13 protein-coding genes are annotated in these 17,357 nt (G+C 57.2%); 3 read left to right on the top strand and 10 right to left on the bottom strand.

The window, feature by feature from the left end; genetic code table 11:
* Positions 1-53 precede the first annotated feature (53 nt).
* From argH to SynBIOSE41_RS00040, 6 genes are all read right to left on the bottom strand, one after another.
* Positions 54-1,466: an argininosuccinate lyase gene (gene argH / locus SynBIOSE41_RS00065; RefSeq protein ID WP_186539163.1), complete on the bottom strand. Its 1,413-nt coding sequence runs from the start codon at positions 1,464-1,466 to the stop codon at positions 54-56.
* Between the two features lie 32 nt (positions 1,467-1,498).
* A complete protein-coding gene (locus SynBIOSE41_RS00060; RefSeq protein ID WP_186540613.1) occupies positions 1,499-2,908 on the bottom strand; it encodes a PP2C family protein-serine/threonine phosphatase in 1,410 nt (469 codons plus the stop codon).
* Between the two features lie 82 nt (positions 2,909-2,990).
* Complete coding sequence (ftsY, locus tag SynBIOSE41_RS00055) at positions 2,991-4,616, bottom strand: signal recognition particle-docking protein FtsY (protein ID WP_186539162.1); 1,626 nt, start codon at positions 4,614-4,616, stop codon at positions 2,991-2,993.
* A gap of 17 nt (positions 4,617-4,633) precedes the next feature.
* Entirely contained in the window at positions 4,634-5,260 is a 627-nt protein-coding gene (nusB, locus tag SynBIOSE41_RS00050) for a transcription antitermination factor NusB (RefSeq protein WP_186539161.1), read from the bottom strand.
* Positions 5,261-5,288: 28 nt separating this feature from the next.
* Positions 5,289-6,026: a DUF502 domain-containing protein gene (locus tag SynBIOSE41_RS00045; protein WP_067093790.1), complete on the bottom strand. Its 738-nt coding sequence runs from the start codon at positions 6,024-6,026 to the stop codon at positions 5,289-5,291.
* A 49-nt stretch (positions 6,027-6,075) separates the two neighbouring features.
* Positions 6,076-6,735 (bottom strand): HpsJ family protein, encoded by a 660-nt coding sequence (locus SynBIOSE41_RS00040; protein WP_186539160.1) that lies wholly within the window; start codon positions 6,733-6,735, stop codon positions 6,076-6,078.
* 40 nt (positions 6,736-6,775) lie between these two features.
* Here SynBIOSE41_RS00040 and queG point away from each other — a divergent pair, with 40 nt between their 5' ends.
* Genes queG through SynBIOSE41_RS00025 form a run of 3 tightly spaced genes read left to right on the top strand, consistent with a single transcriptional unit; the run spans position 6,776 to position 11,209 of the window.
* The gene (queG, locus tag SynBIOSE41_RS00035) at positions 6,776-7,738 is read left to right on the top strand and encodes a tRNA epoxyqueuosine(34) reductase QueG (RefSeq protein ID WP_186539159.1); all 963 of its coding nucleotides are present in this window, start codon (positions 6,776-6,778) and stop codon (positions 7,736-7,738) included.
* Between the two features lie 59 nt (positions 7,739-7,797).
* Entirely contained in the window at positions 7,798-8,652 is an 855-nt protein-coding gene (locus tag SynBIOSE41_RS00030; RefSeq protein ID WP_369813435.1) for a tetratricopeptide repeat protein, read from the top strand.
* Positions 8,653-8,707: 55 nt separating this feature from the next.
* Complete coding sequence (locus SynBIOSE41_RS00025) at positions 8,708-11,209, top strand: DNA topoisomerase (ATP-hydrolyzing) subunit A (RefSeq protein ID WP_186539157.1); 2,502 nt, start codon at positions 8,708-8,710, stop codon at positions 11,207-11,209.
* Positions 11,210-11,253: 44 nt separating this feature from the next.
* Here SynBIOSE41_RS00025 and purF read toward each other — a convergent pair whose 3' ends face one another.
* From purF to dnaN, 4 genes are all read right to left on the bottom strand, one after another.
* A complete protein-coding gene (purF, locus tag SynBIOSE41_RS00020; RefSeq protein ID WP_066908656.1) occupies positions 11,254-12,711 on the bottom strand; it encodes an amidophosphoribosyltransferase in 1,458 nt (485 codons plus the stop codon).
* A gap of 139 nt (positions 12,712-12,850) precedes the next feature.
* Positions 12,851-15,193, bottom strand: a complete 2,343-nt coding sequence (gene purL, locus SynBIOSE41_RS00015; RefSeq protein WP_186540612.1) for a phosphoribosylformylglycinamidine synthase subunit PurL — start codon at positions 15,191-15,193, stop codon at positions 12,851-12,853.
* A 51-nt stretch (positions 15,194-15,244) separates the two neighbouring features.
* A complete protein-coding gene (locus SynBIOSE41_RS00010) occupies positions 15,245-16,015 on the bottom strand; it encodes an RNA methyltransferase (protein ID WP_186539156.1) in 771 nt (256 codons plus the stop codon).
* A 2-nt stretch (positions 16,016-16,017) separates the two neighbouring features.
* Positions 16,018-17,184, bottom strand: coding sequence for a DNA polymerase III subunit beta (dnaN, locus tag SynBIOSE41_RS00005; protein ID WP_066908917.1), 1,167 nt, complete (start codon positions 17,182-17,184; stop codon positions 16,018-16,020).
* Positions 17,185-17,357: the final 173 nt, after the last annotated feature.

Here is a 17,357-nt window from a genome sequence, read left to right as displayed (position 1 = left end):
GAAGGATCAATCACCTCTGGCTTACTCAGCGTAGACCCGGTCTCGCGAAATGATCATTGATTCGCTAACCCGAGCCTTTCGCTCCAGAGCGCCAACTGCTCCTCGACCCGCTCAAAGCCAGTGCCACCTTCACTCAGACGAGCGGCAACAACCTGACGGGGCGCCAGGGCATCAAAAAGGTCGGCGTCAATGGAGGGATGAAACTGCTGCCAACGTTCAAGGCTCAGATCACGCAGCAACAGTCCATCACTCAGACACTGCTTCACCACCGAACCAACGATCTGATAGGCCTCGCGGAACGGGACCTGTCGGGACACCAGATAGTCAGCCACATCAGTGGCATTGGAAAAATCAGAACCAACGGCGGCTTCCAGCCGATCAGGACGAAAACTCAGCCCTTCCTCGATCAGGATCGTCATCGCCTCGATGCACTGAACGCTGGTGTTCACCACATCAAACAGCGCTTCCTTGTCTTCCTGAAAATCCTTGTTGTAGGCCAGCGGCAGGCCCTTGATCATGGTCAGCAGCCCCTGTAGATGACCAAAGACCCGACCGCACTTGCCACGGACCAGTTCAGGAACATCAGGATTCTTCTTCTGCGGCATGAGGCTGCTGCCAGTGGCGCAACGATCACTCAGGCGCACAAAGCCGCATTCCTCTGAGGCCCAGAAGATCACCTCCTCGGCCAAACGGCTGAGGTGCACCATCAACAAGGATGCAGCAGCTGAGAACTCCACAGCGAAATCGCGATCACTCACAGCATCAAGGCTGTTGGCATAAATATCCTCGAATTCCAAGGCTGCGGCGGTGCTGCGCCGATCAATCGGCACCGGCGTTCCAGCCAGAGCTGCGGCACCCAGCGGTGAGCAGTTGACACGCTTGCGCACATCCTGAAACCGTTGACGATCCCGCTCGAGCATCTCCACGTAAGCAAGCAGATGGTGCGCCAAACAAACGGGCTGCGCCCTCTGCAAGTGGGTGTAACCAGGAATCAGCGTGTTGCGGTGCTCAAGCGCCTGACGCAGAAGAGCCGTCTGAAACATCCGCACCTGCGGGTCGAGCTCATCGATTCGACGACGAAGCCACAAACGCAGATCCGTGCCCACCTGATCATTGCGACTGCGGCCGGTGTGGAGCTTTTTTCCCACCGGCCCCAGAAGAGCAATCAGCCGGCGCTCGACAGCGAAGTGCACATCTTCATCGTCGAGGCCGGGATTGAAGCTGCCGGCAGCCGCCTCTGCGCGGATCTGTTCCAGACCACTGCAAAGCTGATCAGCCTCCTCCGACTCAATCACGCCGCACTCGGCCAACATGCAGGCATGGGCCACTGAACCATCCAGATCCTCCTGAAGGAGATGGATGTCGAAACCAATCGAGGCATTAAACCGTTCGATCGCGGGATGCAGTCCCTGTTCGAACCGATCACTCCAGGTGGCGGAGCCTCCGCCCGTCACTCCACCGGCCATGGACGACCCTCAACACAGATTCATTCAGCTTGTCAGGCCGGAGACCGTGGAACCGATGGCAACATCACCTCTTCCCGAACCTTGAGAACCACCATCGAGGCATCATCCTCGAGCTGTCTGTCTGCTCCTACAAAGCGATCAAGACGACCGAACAACTGATCAAGGATTCCCTGCGAACCGGTACCCGAACGACAGGCGGTCTCAAGGTTACGGATCAGACGCGCTTCATCGAAACGATCACCGGTCAACCCCGGAGCCTCGGTGACGCCATCGGTGTAATACAACAACACATCGCCGGGTTCGAGCACCGTGGAACCACTTCCGTATTCCGCCTCAGGCTGCAGACCGATCAACAGACCCGGTGCATCCAGACGACTGATGCAGCGTTGCTGAGCCCGCCAGATCAACGGTGGATTGTGGGCAGCATTGGCAAAGCGAAGTCGACGCGTTCGCGGATCAAAGTCCGAATAGAACAGCGTCACAAAGCGATGCGACTGGGACAGATCCTCGAGCGCGAGCTGGTTGAGGTCATGAAGGATGCGGTCCGGCGGTAATCCGCTCAGCACTTCCGCACGCAACATGCCGCGCAGCATCGTCATCAACAGACCGGCTGGAACACCCTTGCCCATCACATCGCCCATCACCAGTGACCAGCGACCACGCTCACGACGACGACCGATCAACTCCGGACGCGTGGGGATGAAGTCGTAGTAATCACCACCCACCTGAAAAGCCGGACGGCAACGGGCCGCCAGTTCGACACCCTCAATCACCGGACAATGATCCGGCAGCAACTGGGCCTGAATCTCGGCACCAATGCTGAGCTGGCGATCCATTCGCTCATGCAGACGGGCCTCCTGGAGCATCTGATCGTTTTCGATCGCAACCCCTGTGAGATCTGCCACCAGCTGCACATTGCGCCGATGGGCGTCACTCCAGACCAGCGAGCCAGACGTGTTGAACACATAGAGACGTCCGCGCTGGCGACCTCGAGCCACCAGAGAAGTGGCGAAAACACCGGCCGATCCGAGGTGACTCTGCACCAGTCGATCCAGGCCAAGCACAAGGGCATCATCGGAGCCAAACCCGGCCGAACGTCCAGGCTCATGGTTGATCACCGCCTGAAGCAACGTCTCCGAGCGCAGCACGGACAGCATCTGCAACTGGTCAGTCCACAGCCGCCCGTCGGCCTGAAATGGGATGAGCAGTGCTCCATCAACCCCCACCAGACGAGCAGCCACCACGGGGACAAGCTCAAGAAACCGATTGAGGTTGGTGAAACTGCGCAGAGCAAAACCAATCGAAACCAGCAGCTCCTGATTGGCGCACTGTTCCTTGGACAGACTGTCCAGCAACTGACGCAGTGATGTTGTCGCTGTCAGAGACGAAGGCCCAGGACGAAGCGGGGAAGCCGGATGGCGCCGTGATGGATTGCTGCTCACGGCAACCCCCGGCAGGAACCGCAAGGTAGCAACTCTGACCCGAGAAAGCTGAACCCCTCAATCCGCCGTTGAGGGATGAACGTCAGCGACCCGCCAGCAGGGCTTCAACAAACTCGAAACTATTGAACGGACGCAGATCCCGGATCCCCTCACCGGCTCCGATAAAGCGGATCGGCAGACCAGCCTCAGAGGCCACCGCCAGAGCCACCCCGCCTCGGGCCGTGCCGTCGAGCTTGGTGATCACCACCCCTGTGAGTCCAGCGGCTTTGGCAAACGCCATCGCCTGTTTAAGGCCATTCTGTCCCTGGCTGGCATCGAGCACGAGCAGAGATTCCACATGAGCTTCTGGAGCCAGTCGATCCACAACACGACGAATTTTCTCCAGTTCCTCCATCAGGTTGTGCTTCGTCTGCAGGCGACCGGCCGTGTCCACCAGCACCAGGTCAGTGCCCTTGGCACGGGCGGCTCCAATGGCATCGAAGACCACAGCTGCCGGATCAGCGTTGGATGAGGCATTGGCAATCACTGGCACATCACTGCGGTCTCCCCAGACCTGCACCTGCTGAACCGCCGCAGCCCTGAAGGTGTCGGCTGCGGCGATCATCGCCGAGTAACCACTACGGACCGCGAGGTTGGCGAGTTTGCCGAGCGTGGTGGTCTTGCCGACACCATTCACACCAACCATCAGCCACACATTGAGCTGATCACGCTGAGGAGCCAGCAACTTCACGCCACTGTCAAGCGTGGGCTGGTCGAGCAGATCACGCAATTGTTCCTTGAGGAAGCGGATGCCTTCAGTGGGATCCACCACCTGTTCATTCATGCGCCGTCGCAAAGCATCAAGCACCTGATCGGTGGCCTGAACTCCAGCATCTGCGCGCAGAAGCAACGTCTCGAGGTCGTCAAGTACCTCCGGTGAGAGCGGGTCGTCACCAAGATTTTCCAGCAAACCTGTGACAAAGCCCTGACGGGTCTTTTCGAGACCCTGACGCAGACGGCCAAGCCAGTCGATCTCTTCGAGGGTGATCTGATCAGCCCGAACCCCTTGGGCAGCAAGGACCTCTGCTGACCAGGTGAACGTTTCATCGAACTCACCAAGACTGGGTTCATCGGACTGATCAGCGGTCTGCTGAGGCTGAACAGAATCGGCCTTTGCTGGTTCAGCAGCAACTGGGGCTGAAGCCTGCTCCAGCTGCTGCTGTCGTTCCTGCCGCTGAGCCGCAGCCTGCTCAAGCAGAGACAGTGCGGGTACAGGCGTTTCAACAGGAACAGCAACTGGTGCAGACGGCTGTTGTTGAGCAGAAGACTGTTGTTGAGCAGACGGCTTGGGCGAATCGGGTTCCGATGCGGGAACCGCAGAGTCGGACGCAGGTGGCTCGGGAGACACCGCAATCGGTTCAGCACTGACGGATGATTCCGGCGCCACTGACTGCGTGGTCTTTTCAAGCTCCTTCTGGGCTTTCAGACGGGCATAGGCCTGCCGTGCCCACTCAAGCGGGTCATCCTCAGCGGAAGCATCGGCGGACTGATCCGTTGACTCCTGAGCGGATTCAGCTGGCTCCAGTTCGGACTGGGATAATTCTTCGACCGATGCGGTCTCTGCTGAGCTGTCCTGAGTGGTTGCAGGGTCGATGGTCTGCTCAGACTTCGATGGCTGCTCAGGAGGCTGAGGAGCCTCGGGGCTTCGATTGAACCAGTCGTAAACCATTCGAATAAAGGCAGCGCCTAAGCGGTGGCGTTCTGAAGACGCCGCAGAACTCCATTGATCATGCGACGGCCCTGTTCATCGCTGTAGCGATTGGCCAGCTCCACGGCTTCACTGCAGGCCACGGAAGCCGGCGTGTTCATGGAACGGAGATCGACCACTGCCAGGCGCAGGATGTCGCGGTCAATGCGAGGCAGTCGGCTGAGTCTCCAACCCTCCATGACTCCATCCAGTTGATTGTCGATGTCCTGCCGAGACTTCAGGACGAGCTGAATTCGACGCATGGCTTCCTGTCGAACCTGTTCTTGATCAGCAAGCGCCAGAAGACGAGGCAACTCAAGACTGGCCGAAAGACCATTGAGCACCTGTTCGGCGCCAGTGAGCGTGTCGCGCAGATGGGTACGCACAGCGGCGATATCAGTGGAGGCACTGCCGTCCTGCAACTCGCTGTCGAGCAGTGACTGCTGAGCCTTTTCCAAATCCCCAGCGCAATGATCAAGCACCTCGCGCCAGTGCTGCATCAGGCTGTCGAGGGCTTTCTGAAGCAGTGTCTCAAGATTGTCCTGCGCCGCCGAGGAACGCTCTCGCTCAGCGCACTGACCGAGAACAAACAGTGCAAGCTCACGGGAGAGGGTTCGGGTTTGCATAAGCAGCGAAAAGTATCGAACGAACGACTCAGGACGATGAGGGTGCCACAGAAGCTCTGAGCTGAGCGATCAAACTGGAAAAACTGCGATTCACCGGTGCTTCGCGTTCATCCGGATTCACAATGCCAGCGGAGATGATCGTTCTGAAAGCATCCTCAACGGAAATATCGAGTTCTCTGACGGACGCTTCGGGCACAAGGGTGTACCAACCTGTGGTGGGGTTGGGTGCCGTCGGGATGAACACACTCAGCAGGTTCTGACCAAGATCTGACTGAAGGGAAGGTCCAACCTGGCCTGTGACAAAACCGACGCTGTAAAGACCTTCTCGCGGGTACTCCACCAGCACAACGCGACGAAAGCGCCGTGAGTTATCGCGGAGAAACGTTTCCAGGAGTTGCTTGAGGGTCTTGTAAACGGAACCGGCTAGAGGGATGCGCTGCAGAGTTCCCTCTCCGAATTCGAGCAGCCATCGACCAACGATGTTTCGCGCCATCAGCCCGATCAACAGAATTCCCATCAAGGGAACGGTCAGCCCGAGCGCCAGATTGATCAAATCCTGCAGCAGAGGATTGAGATTGATGAATGGATTGAACTGTTTTGGAATCGATGTGACGAAAGCCAGCACGAATTTGCTGACAATCGTGGACAGCCAGATGGTGGTGGCAAGCGGAATGACCACCAGAAGACCCGCAATCAGGTCATTCTTGAGATCATTCTGAAGCCTGGCGCTGAGCGGCAGGTCAGGTCTTGGATTGGACTGAACCAAGGAACGCCGGGGGCCGAGAGCCAACGAGTCCCACCAACCTAACCAGCGGTCAGAGGACAGCGCCGAGAGCAAGCAAGACCAGTGCCACTGCAAGCACTGCAGCACTGATGGTGCCGCCGAAGAAACGCTGATTGATCGTGAGATCACGCTGGCGTTCAGCCTGCTGAATCTGCTCAGTCATCTGTGACAGCTGTTTATCAATGAACGTCTGGGCAGCCTGAATCTTGTCCTCCTCGGTGGCATCAGCTGGAAGCTGACCTGCCTGGGCCAATTGCTCACCGAGAACCTTCACATTCTCTGGATTCGCCGACTGCTGACGGGCCATTTCCAACTGACTGCGCCTTTGCTCAAGGGTCTGATCGGCCTCTCCCATCAAAGACTGATTCCCTGTGATTCCAAGCGGAACCACTGCGATCATCACCACGGCGAGAACTGCGGAAATGATGCAGACGACCCAGCGAATCGGTGTGCGGAGCTGCTGCGGGTGATCCAGACGGGACCCAATCAGCATCAACAGCAAACCGACGAAACCCATCGGAGCCTGGCTCACAAGGCGTTCAATCAGTAGCTGTTGAAAAACACCATCGCTCCAATCCGCCGCACTGAGAACAACTCCGATCTGTAATGCGAGCAGAAGCACCAACGTGATTCCCAACCAGCGCAACAAGGGCGCGGCACGCAAAGAGGAGTCTTGGGAGGGAGCTGACACGGCACGATGCCAAAAGGTTGCCCACTTTAAGGTCAGGTTTTTGAATGATCCAGCCAACGTTGCAGAGCTGAGCCTGGCCCTCAAGCAGCGGGCCAGGGAAGAGGGATTCGACCCCGTTGGCATCGCCTCACTGCCAGGCAGCCAACGGTTGCAAATGCGGACCGCCGCATTGCAGCGCTGGCTGGAAGCGGGCCACCAGGCGGATATGAACTGGATGGCGGCACCGCGGCGGCTTTCAGCAGCAAGCCTGCTGGAAGGCGCCCAGAGCATCCTGGCGGTGGGCTTGAACTATCACGTTGCTGCCGAGCGCCAACCAGAGCGTCTGGCGGTTGCCCGCTACGCCTGGGGAAGGGATTACCACAGGGTGGTGAATCAGCGACTTCGACGGGTCGGCCGCTGGCTGGAAACAATCCGACCTAATTGTCTCTGGCGCGTCTGCGTGGATGCTGAACCACTGCTTGATAAAGCCTGGGCGGAAGAGGCAGGGCTTGGCTGGATTGGCAAACACAGCAACGTGATCCATGCCAGAAGAGGCTCATGGATGGTGATCGGTCATCTGATCACGACGGAACAACTCCAGGCCGATCAACCAGCCAAAGCACGATGCGGGCAATGTCGCGCCTGCATCGAAGCCTGTCCCACCAGTGCGATCACGGAACCCTTTGTTGTGGATGCACGGCGCTGCATCGCTTTTCACACTCTGGAAAACCGCAATCCGGACCTGCCCGCTGCCATGGTCGAAGCCATGGGTCCCTGGGTCGCAGGATGTGACATCTGCCAGGACGTCTGCCCGTTTAACCAGGGCATGATTCCATCCAGCGATGATCCCGATGTGCAACCGAGACCCTGGTTGCTGGACCTCAAAGCCGAGCAGATCCAGAGCTGGACGGATGAAGACTGGGATGAGCGGCTGCGGGGATCGGCTCTGCGCCGGATCAAACCCTGGATGTGGAGACGCAATGCAGCTGCAGCTAGTCCAGACAATCCCCCTAGTGTGAGCTGATTCTTGGATCAGTGATGGGAGTTCAAGCTCGTAGGGGACGGAGCTGGCATCAAGCTCTGATGATCACGATGCTGACAGGAACCGTTGGAGCTCTGAGTGCTGCACCGGTCAGGGCTCTGACTCCCTATGTGTACACACCCAGCTCCCAGGAACTGGAAGGTGCCGGCGTCGGCATCGGTCGTACGGCTGCCCAATTGCTGCGCCTGGGGCAACCGGAGGAAGCAGCAAGTCTCGCTGCGCTGGCCGTCAGGCTCCAGCCCAATGACGAACGACTGTGGTCGGTTCTGGCTGAAGCGCAGCTGCGCAGTGACCAGCTCAAAGCGGCCGCTGGATCGCTGGCCAAGGCCAAAGCACTGAAACCTGGAAAAGCAGGACTGTGGTTCGCAGAAGCTTCGATTGCGCTGCGCGACGAGCGTCCGGAAGACGCCATCTCACTTCTCGATGAAGGTCTGCGACTGGACCCCAAAAATGCCGGTGCCTACTTTGATCTCGGTAATGCCCACGTCATGCAGTCGGACCTGAGAAAAGCTCTGAAGTCTTTTGAACAGGCCACATCGATCAAACCCAGCTTCTGGGAAGCCCTGAACAACCAGGCTCTTGTGCTGTTCGAAATGGGCAACACACCCGAAGCCATCAAACGCTGGCGTTCTGTGCTGTCGATCAAACGCAACCCAGAGCCAATGCTGGCTCTGGCCGCTGCACTGAATCAACAGACTCCCGGCGATGCTGAGTCGATTGAACTGGCACGCAAGGCGCTCTCTGAAGACCCCAACTATGTGCTTCCAGGGCATCAGGAGAATCAACTCTGGGGCCCCAAACTTCGCCAGGCGACTGATGTTCTGCTGACGACACCCAGCCTCAGAGCAGCCGTCGAACGCGCTGAAGCCAACGCCGATCCCAAATCGGCTGAGTGATTCTGAAGGAAGATCTGTAGGCTAAGCGCCTTCTGCCTTCTTGATTCCGGAGCGGATGGCCGAGGAGCGCGTTCAACCGATCGCCCTGCATCACGAGATGCAGCGCTCCTATCTCGAGTACGCGATGAGCGTGATCGTGGGCAGGGCATTGCCGGATGTCCGTGACGGTCTCAAACCGGTGCAACGCCGCATCCTTTACGCGATGCACGAGCTTGGCCTCACACCGGATCGCCCTTACCGCAAGTGCGCCCGCGTCGTCGGCGACGTTCTCGGCAAATATCACCCCCATGGTGATCAGGCGGTCTACGACGCCCTTGTCAGACAGGTCCAGACCTTTTCAAGCCGCCACCCGCTGCTGGACGGCCACGGCAACTTCGGTTCCGTGGACGATGACCCTCCTGCAGCCATGCGTTACACCGAAACACGACTGGCACCAATCGCCCACGAGGCACTACTCGATGAGATCGGCGACGACACGGTCGATTTCGCTGCCAACTTCGATGGATCCCAACAGGAACCGACGGTCCTGCCGGCACAGCTGCCGTTTCTGCTCCTGAACGGCTGTGCCGGCATTGCGGTGGGGATGGCCACGAGCATTCCTCCCCACAACCTGGGTGAAGTGGTGGATGGCCTGGTGGCGCTGGTGCGAAAACCGGACCTAAGCGATGAAAAATTGCTGGCTCTGATCCCAGGTCCTGATTTCCCCACAGGCGGAGAGGTGCTGCTGGGCAGTGGAATCCGCGACACCTATCTCCGTGGTCGAGGCAGCATTCCGATGCGCGGCGTCGCCCATGTGGAGGAGGTGCAGCCAGGAAAAGGCAAACACAAGCGCAACGCGGTCATTGTCACTGAGCTGCCCTATCAACTCAGCAAGGCTGGCTGGATCGAAAAGCTTGCTGAACAGGTCAACGACGGAAAGATCGGTGGCATTGCCGACATTCGCGATGAAAGCGACCGCGAAGGAATGCGGATTGTGGTGGAACTGAGGCGAGACGCCGAGACGGACACCGTTCTGAAAGACCTGCAACGCCGCACGTCCCTGCAAAGCAATTTCGGGGCGATCCTGCTGGCACTGGTGGACGGTCAACCACGGCAGCTGTCACTGCGGCGAATGCTGCAGACCTTCCTGGAATATCGGGAACTGACGCTGATTCGTCGGACCACCCATGCCCTGCGCAAAACAGAAGACCGGCTCGAGGTCGTGGAGGGCCTGATCACAGCGCTGGCTTCCTTGCAGAAGGTCATCGCCATGATTCAGGAGGCGCGTGATGCATCCACAGCACGAGCGAGCCTGATGGTGCAGCTGGATCTGAGCGAGCGTCAGGCTGACGCGGTTCTGGCCATGCCATTGCGGCGGCTGACGGGCCTGGAACAGGAGAGCCTGCGCCAGGAAGCTGAGGAACTGCGAGCTGAACGGCAGAGACTGAGGCTCTTACTGGACAATCGTGAGCAGCTGCTGGATGCCCTGGTTCAGGAGCTCCGCCAACTGAAAAAACGTTTTGCCACTCCACGCCGAACACGTCTCGTGGAAGGAGGCGATCACCTGCTGGCGGAACGAGCTGCAAACCAGCGCCCCAATGCCGAACTGCAACGCCGTCAAGCCCTTGACGCCCTGCCACCTGAATCGCGGATCCTGATCCAGACCGACGGTCAGGTGAAGGTCGTGAGCCCCCAGCTGCTGGGCCGCTTGCATCTGAGCGAACCGGTTGGTTTGGGCGATGAACCTTCTCCGGCACGACTGATCCTGCCGATCAACCCTGCACCGAGACTTCTTGCACTCACCGCCAGTGGTCGCATTGCCCTTGTGCGCTGGGAGTTTGCAGGTCAGCAACCTGGTGGACTGGAGCGTTTCCTGCCCACCGCCCTGGAAGGCGAAACAGTGATCAACCTGCTTCGGCTTCCCCAAGTCGATGACCAAGAAACCAACAGCCGCATGTCTCTAGGTCTGCTGACCACGGATGGCCGTTTCAAGAGACTTCCTTTGGATGAGATTCAGGAGCTCTCAGGTCGTGCCGCCACCATCCTGAAACTGAAGGAAGGCGTATCTCTGCTTTCAGCAGCCATCTGCGAGCAAGGCGGAACGGTGGCTTTGCTGAGCGACATCGGTCGAATTCTCTGCCTGCCGGTTGAAGAGCAATGCCTGCCCTTGATGGGCAAGTTGGCCCAGGGTCCAATGACCATGCGCATGCTCCCCAGAGAAAACCTTGTGGGAGCCGTTAGCCAACCGGCCGCAAGCAGCAGCTCCGAATCAACAAACAGCGGAGAAGTGCTGATCGGAACCAACAACGGAGATCTGATTCGCCTCTCCCTCAATGACCTGCGCAGATGCAAACGCGGGGATCTTGGAGAGATCGCTGTGAAAGTGAGTGGCGACGGCAAGGAAAATGTTCGCCTTGTCTCAGTCTGTGAAAGCGCGGATCTGGTCGGTGTGGTCACCAACAAAGGACGGCATGCCCGGATCCAGAACACAACTATCAGCACGGATTGCAATCAACCCACGCAGCTAACATTCAAAGGAGACGAAACACTGGTCCAGCTTGTTCCTCTTCTTAGTTGAATGCTTTCAGGGCTTAAACTCAGAGCTGAAATTAAATTTATATTTCAGGAACTGCAGTTTCCTTCCAACCACTCAAAGTAGTTCTCATCAATATCTCCAGTCACATAGTAACCGTCAAAACAGGACATCTCAAGATCCTCGATATTAGTCCCTTGAACAATACTTTTCTTGAGATTATCAACGCTCTGATAAACAACATGGTCCGCAGCAAGCACATCTGCAATTTGGTCGATCGTACGACCATGGGCCAAGAGTTCACCTCTTGTGGGCATGTTGATTCCATACACATTGGGAAAGCGAACAGGGGGTGCAGCCGATGTGAACGTGACCTGATTCGCTCCAGCATCTCGTGCCATCTGCACAATTTCCCTCGAGGTCGTGCCACGAACAATTGAATCGTCCACGATTAGAACATTTTTTCCGGCGAATTCAGTACCTAACGCATTCAGTTTTTGACGGACTGATTTTTTCCTTTCTGCCTGTCCTGGCATGATGAATGTACGACCCACATAGCGGTTCTTATAAAAACCTTCGCGATATTCAATACCAAGCTGTTTAGCAACCTGCATTGCAGAAGGCCTTGCTGAATCGGGTATAGGCATCACAACATCAATGTCACCAGCTGGTAATGCGTCAGATATTGTTTTTGCAAGCAGATCACCCATACGCAAACGAGTTTCGTAAACAGAAATTCCGTTCATAACAGAATCTGGCCTTGCCAGATAAACGTATTCAAAAGCACAGGGAACAAGCTGGGAAGACCGAGCACACTGACGTTGATGGAGATTAAAATCAAAATCAATAAAGATCGCTTCTCCAGGTTCAACATCACGAACAATTTCATAACCACTGTTTTCGATCACGAGTGATTCACTCGCAACAATCCATTCATCCCGTCCATTTTTTGCAGACCTGCGACCAAGAATCAAAGGTCTGATTCCAAAAGGATCACGAAAAGCAAGAAGGCCACGGCCTGAAATCAGAGCAATCGCTGCGTATGAGCCCTTCACCCTGCGATGCAGAGATGACACGGCATCAAACAGCTGATCTGGAGAAAGATCAGGACCAGTGAGATGGGATTGGATCTCAGTGGCAAGAACATTCACCAACATCTCCGTGTCGCTGGACGAGTTGGTATGTCGTCGATCAATCTTGAAAAGATCTTGTTCGAGCTGACTTGTGTTGGTCAGATTGCCATTATGGACAAAGGTGATTCCATAAGGAGCGTTGACATAAAATGGCTGAACTTCATCTTCAGCTGCAGCAGCCCCACTGGTGGCGTAGCGAACATGTCCAATGCCGACATTGCCAAGAAGTTTGCGCATGTCACGCGTTCGGAATGCTTCGCGAACCCTGCCACGTTGTTTATGGACGTGAAATGTATAGTTATCCATCGTGACGATTCCCGCAGAATCCTGTCCACGATGCTGAAGCAGCAGAAGGTTGTCATAGATCTGCTGATTAACAGAATCAGCAGAAAAAACTCCGATAATTCCACACATAACTACGCCCCGCCAACCAAGTCATGAAATGAATTCAACATGCCCATTGAATTCACTATTAAAATACTAATCCGCTCGCCGGAAAAGATAAACAAGACAACAAACAAAACCATTTCAACATTAGCAAAGCGGCGGATGATCATTCACCAACCTCCGCGACGCCATCCATTCGACGAGGTAGTGCACTGTTGTAGGCAGAACGACATTGCTCAATGTCCAGATTCAGGCAAGGGTCCTGATCAACACAAACCCGCAGGCCAGGATGTTCAGTCACAACACCAATCCGAGTGATTGGCAGATCGTCCGCCTCAGCTAACAGCGCTTCCCATTGCCCAACGCAATCGACCTTCACCGACACCACGATCCGACTCCCGCCTTCCGCAAAGAGAACGCGATCCAAACGCACACCCTGAACACTGAGGTCGATCTCGATTCCGAGACCCGAAGCAATGGAAGATTCCGCCAAAGCCACGCCGAGTCCGCCATCGCTGCAGTCATGGGCTGAGCCCAGCAGACCGCGAGTGATGGCCTCACGCACGAGGCGGCCAACCTTGGCCTCCATCGCAAGATCCGTCAGAGGTGGGCGACCAGCCAGAGTCCCTGTCATCAGTTGTTGATAGGCACTACCTGCCAGGCCCAGGCAAAGAGACTCGGCATCATCAGCGCCGACACCAATCAGATAGATGGGATCCTGAGCCTGTCGCCATCCCAGACCAATCACGGTCGCGATGTCGTCGACACCACCCACCATGCCGATCACGGGCGTGGGGTGGATCGGCTGAAGGCTGCCGTCATCTTGTTTGATCTCGTTGTACAGCGAGACATTGCCACCGGTCACGGGAGTGTTGAGAGCTCTGCAGGCATCCGAGATACCGCGGCATGCCTTGGCAAGCTGCCAGTAGCCCCTTGGGGTTTCAGGAGAAGGAAAATTGAGATTGTCTGTGACGGCAAGAGGTTCAGCGCCAACACAGCTCAGGTTGCGTGCTGCTTCGGCGACAGCGGCCTGAGCACCCCGTTCAGGATCCAGTGCAACCCAGCGGTTGGGACAATCCACCGTTGCAGCCACTCCCTTGGCTGAGGCATCCAGTGATCCTTCACCCTGCTGCGGGCGCAGTCTGACCACAGCTGCGTCTGCAGATCCGGAAGACACCACGGTGTTCGCCAGAACCTGCTGGTCGTACTGACGATGCACCCAGCGTTTGCTCGCAATCGTGGGATCATCCAACAAACGCAAAAGACTCTGGCTCCAGTCATGGCCATGGCTTGGGAGGGGAAGATCCGCTTCCGACCAGCGCCATAGCTCCTGAATCTCAGCAGGGGGCTCACTGAGCAAATCATGGTGATTGATCGGCGTGTCTTCCGCCAAAGCCCTCGAAGGAACTTCAGCAGCCACAACGCCTGCCTGAAGCACCCGAACCACAGGGTCAGCCAGGACGCGACCCACCACAGCCGCCTGCAGACCCCAGCGCCGGAAACGCTCCATCAGAGGCTCTTCGCGGCCAGCACGCACCACGAAAAGCATGCGCTCCTGCGATTCAGACAACAGATATTCGTAGGCGGTCATGCCCTGCTCACGCGCAGGGACCTTGTCGAGATCAAGCTCGATTCCCAGATCTCCTTTGGCTGCCATCTCCGAACAGCTACAGGTGAGGCCGGCAGCACCCATGTCCTGAGCGGCGACCACGTCACCGCTCTGAAAAGCCTCCAAACAGGCTTCAATCAACCCCTTTTCCAGAAAGGGATCTCCCACCTGCACTGCTGGACGATCATCCAGAGAAGCGGAACTCAGCTCAGCGCTGGCAAAACTGGCTCCACCCATGCCATCACGACCGGTGGTGCTGCCCACGTAAACCACGGGATTACCAACCCCTGAGGCTCCTGATTTGACAATGTCGTCGGTCTCCATCAAACCGAGAGCCATCGCATTGACCAGAGGATTGCCGCTGTAGGAGGGATCAAAAGCCACTTCACCACCCACGGTCGGGACACCCACGCAATTGCCGTAGTGGGCAATGCCAGCTACCACACCCTGCATCAGTCCAACGTTGGCGGGATCATCCAGGGGACCGAAACGCAAGGCATTCAGCAGAGCGATCGGACGGGCACCCATGGTGAAGATGTCCCGCAGAATTCCACCAACACCTGTCGCTGCTCCTTGAAAGGGCTCCACGGCTGAGGGATGGTTGTGGCTCTCGATCTTGAAGGCAAGCCGATGACCTTCTCCAAGATCGACCACACCAGCATTCTCACCAGGCCCCACCAGGATGCGAGGCCCCTCCGTCGGAAAACCACTGAGCAGCGGCCTGGAATTGCGATAACAGCAGTGCTCTGACCACATCACTCCGAACATGCCGAGTTCAGCCCGATTGGGGTCCCGCCCCAGCCGACGCTGGATTTCGACGTAATCCTGCTGTGTGAGCCCTTCCTGGCGGAGGGCGGCGGCGACATCAAACGTCTCGGCCACAGAAGAAGACTGGACCACAGTCAACAGGTCATCTGCTCCCAGTGTTGCCGACGGCCCGACCTCACCAGCTCAGATCCAGGGATCTCCATCTGATTCCACAGGCCGGCGGTTTCGCATGGCCGGCTCACGATCGATCCAGTCATCGTCATCCCAATCCTGCAGTGGATCTGAATCCACGGCTTGGGAGCGAACATCAGGCTCATCCAGATCACGCCGAGATAGGTGTTCATCCCATGGGTGTTCCTCCAACCAACCCTCGAGCCGTTCGCCGGCACGATCACCGAAATGCTGCAACTGCTCACGCCAGTGACGGGACCTGCGGACGAGATCCTGACGAACACTGGCGCGTGCTTCGGGAAGATCATCCAGATCACGGAGACCAGTCGAGACCAGTCCTGGCTGCTGATCAACGATGCGATCAGGCGTCAGCCGCCAGCGGCTGCTTCCTGGCAGACGTGGATCGCTGCGAGACACCAGGTAATGCAGAATCTCACCGGTGGAGGGCACAAAAGCAAGGTCAGCAACCTGGCCAAGGCGCGCTCCATCGGCATCAAGCAAGTCTGCATCAAGCAGGGTTGGAAGCCGCTCAAGGGTGAGCTGATCAATTTCTGAAGGTGCCCCCTTCACAAACACCTGCTGATCATCAAGGCCACGACACTGATCAAGTCTCCAGACCGTGCGGGAGTTGCGCAGGGCGGAAGGACGGCTGACCCAACCCAACAGGCGATGCACCGGAGGATGCATCCAGGCCATCACCCCAATGCCGTGATCAAGTCCCTGATCACAGCGCACACGGTGTCTCAGCAGATCACTGAGCAGCAGTGGATCAGGCAGCGTCAAGGTCAGGAGCGAATCTGAACAGGCATCACCAGATAGGTGAGTCCCGAAGCATCATCGGACGGTGAAAGGATGGCTGGGGTTGTTGGGGCGTTGCACTGCAGGCGAACGCGTTCCGAATCCATTGCTTTCAGACCATCCAGCACATAACGCACATTGAATGCGATCTGAACGGGGTCACCCTCGATTTGAGCCGATAGAGACTCTGAACCACTGCCTACATCCTGAGCATCGGCACTGATCTGAACCAGACCCTTTTCAGGATCACTGCCGATGCGAACAACGTTGTTGTGCTGATCAGCCAAGACGGCAATGCGTTCGAGTGAAGCCACGAAGGCCCGACGATCAAGATCCAGCGTGCGGTTAAACGAGTCAGGAATCAGCTGGCGGTAATTGGGATAGGTGCCCTCTAGCGTGCGACTGGTAACCATCTGATCAGCGGCCAGAACCACCACTTGACCGCTTTCGCAAAAGAGACTGACAGCGTCTGTTCCTTTCCATCCCGCCATCAGACGTTCAACCTCCCGCAGAGAACGAGCCGGCAGGGTGACAGCAAGGCCAGGATCTTCGGAAGCTTCCTGGTCGGAAAGAGCAAGAGGATCCTGAAGTGCATCATCAACGCTGAGCACGGCCAGACGATGCCCATCGGTGGAAGCCGCCTCAAGACTGGTCCGATCAAAACGCAGATGCACCCCGGTGAGCAGCTGCTTGGCTTCGTCGGAACTGCTGGCAAACAGCGTGCTGCGCAGTGCCTTGACAAGGGCTGCTGGATCCAGTTTGAGCGCTGTGCCGTTCTCGACCAGAGGCAGCTCCGGAAAATCATCAGCAGGCATGCCGCGCATCTGATAGCTGCCACTCAAACTGGTCAGTTCCACCTGTTCTCCGACTTCATCGGTGACAAGGGTGATGGGTGAATCACTGGAAAGACGGGACACGATTTCGCCGAAAAGTCGCGCCGGCAGGGTCACCGCACCACTGGTTTCAACAGTCGCGGCCAGAGACGTCTGAATACCCAGATTGAGGTCAAAACCAGTGAGGCTCAAACGATCCGTTCCCGCATCCGCGGTCAGCAGCACGTTGGCAAGCACCGGATGGGTTGGTCGTGCGGCAACCGCTCTGCTGACCAGTTGCAGGGCAGCGTTGAGTTCCGTTTGGGAACAAACCAGTTTCATGGCGACGTTGTCCGCTGCAAGGCCTGAGGTCACCCACGGTTTCACAGGGACGCACGAAGCGCAATGGTCCAAACGAACATGCCGTGCTTCCTGCTTACTGGCTGTTTAAGTCTTTAAGAACAAACAACTAAAACAGCCGTAGTAGGCGCTGTGGAAAACGTGGAAAACCATTC

The organism is Synechococcus sp. BIOS-E4-1 (assembly GCF_014279995.1).
GTDB lineage: Bacteria > Cyanobacteriota > Cyanobacteriia > PCC-6307 > Cyanobiaceae > Synechococcus_C.
Note: the sequence above shows the minus strand (reverse complement) of the source record. Positions and strands in the feature narration are given on the sequence as shown.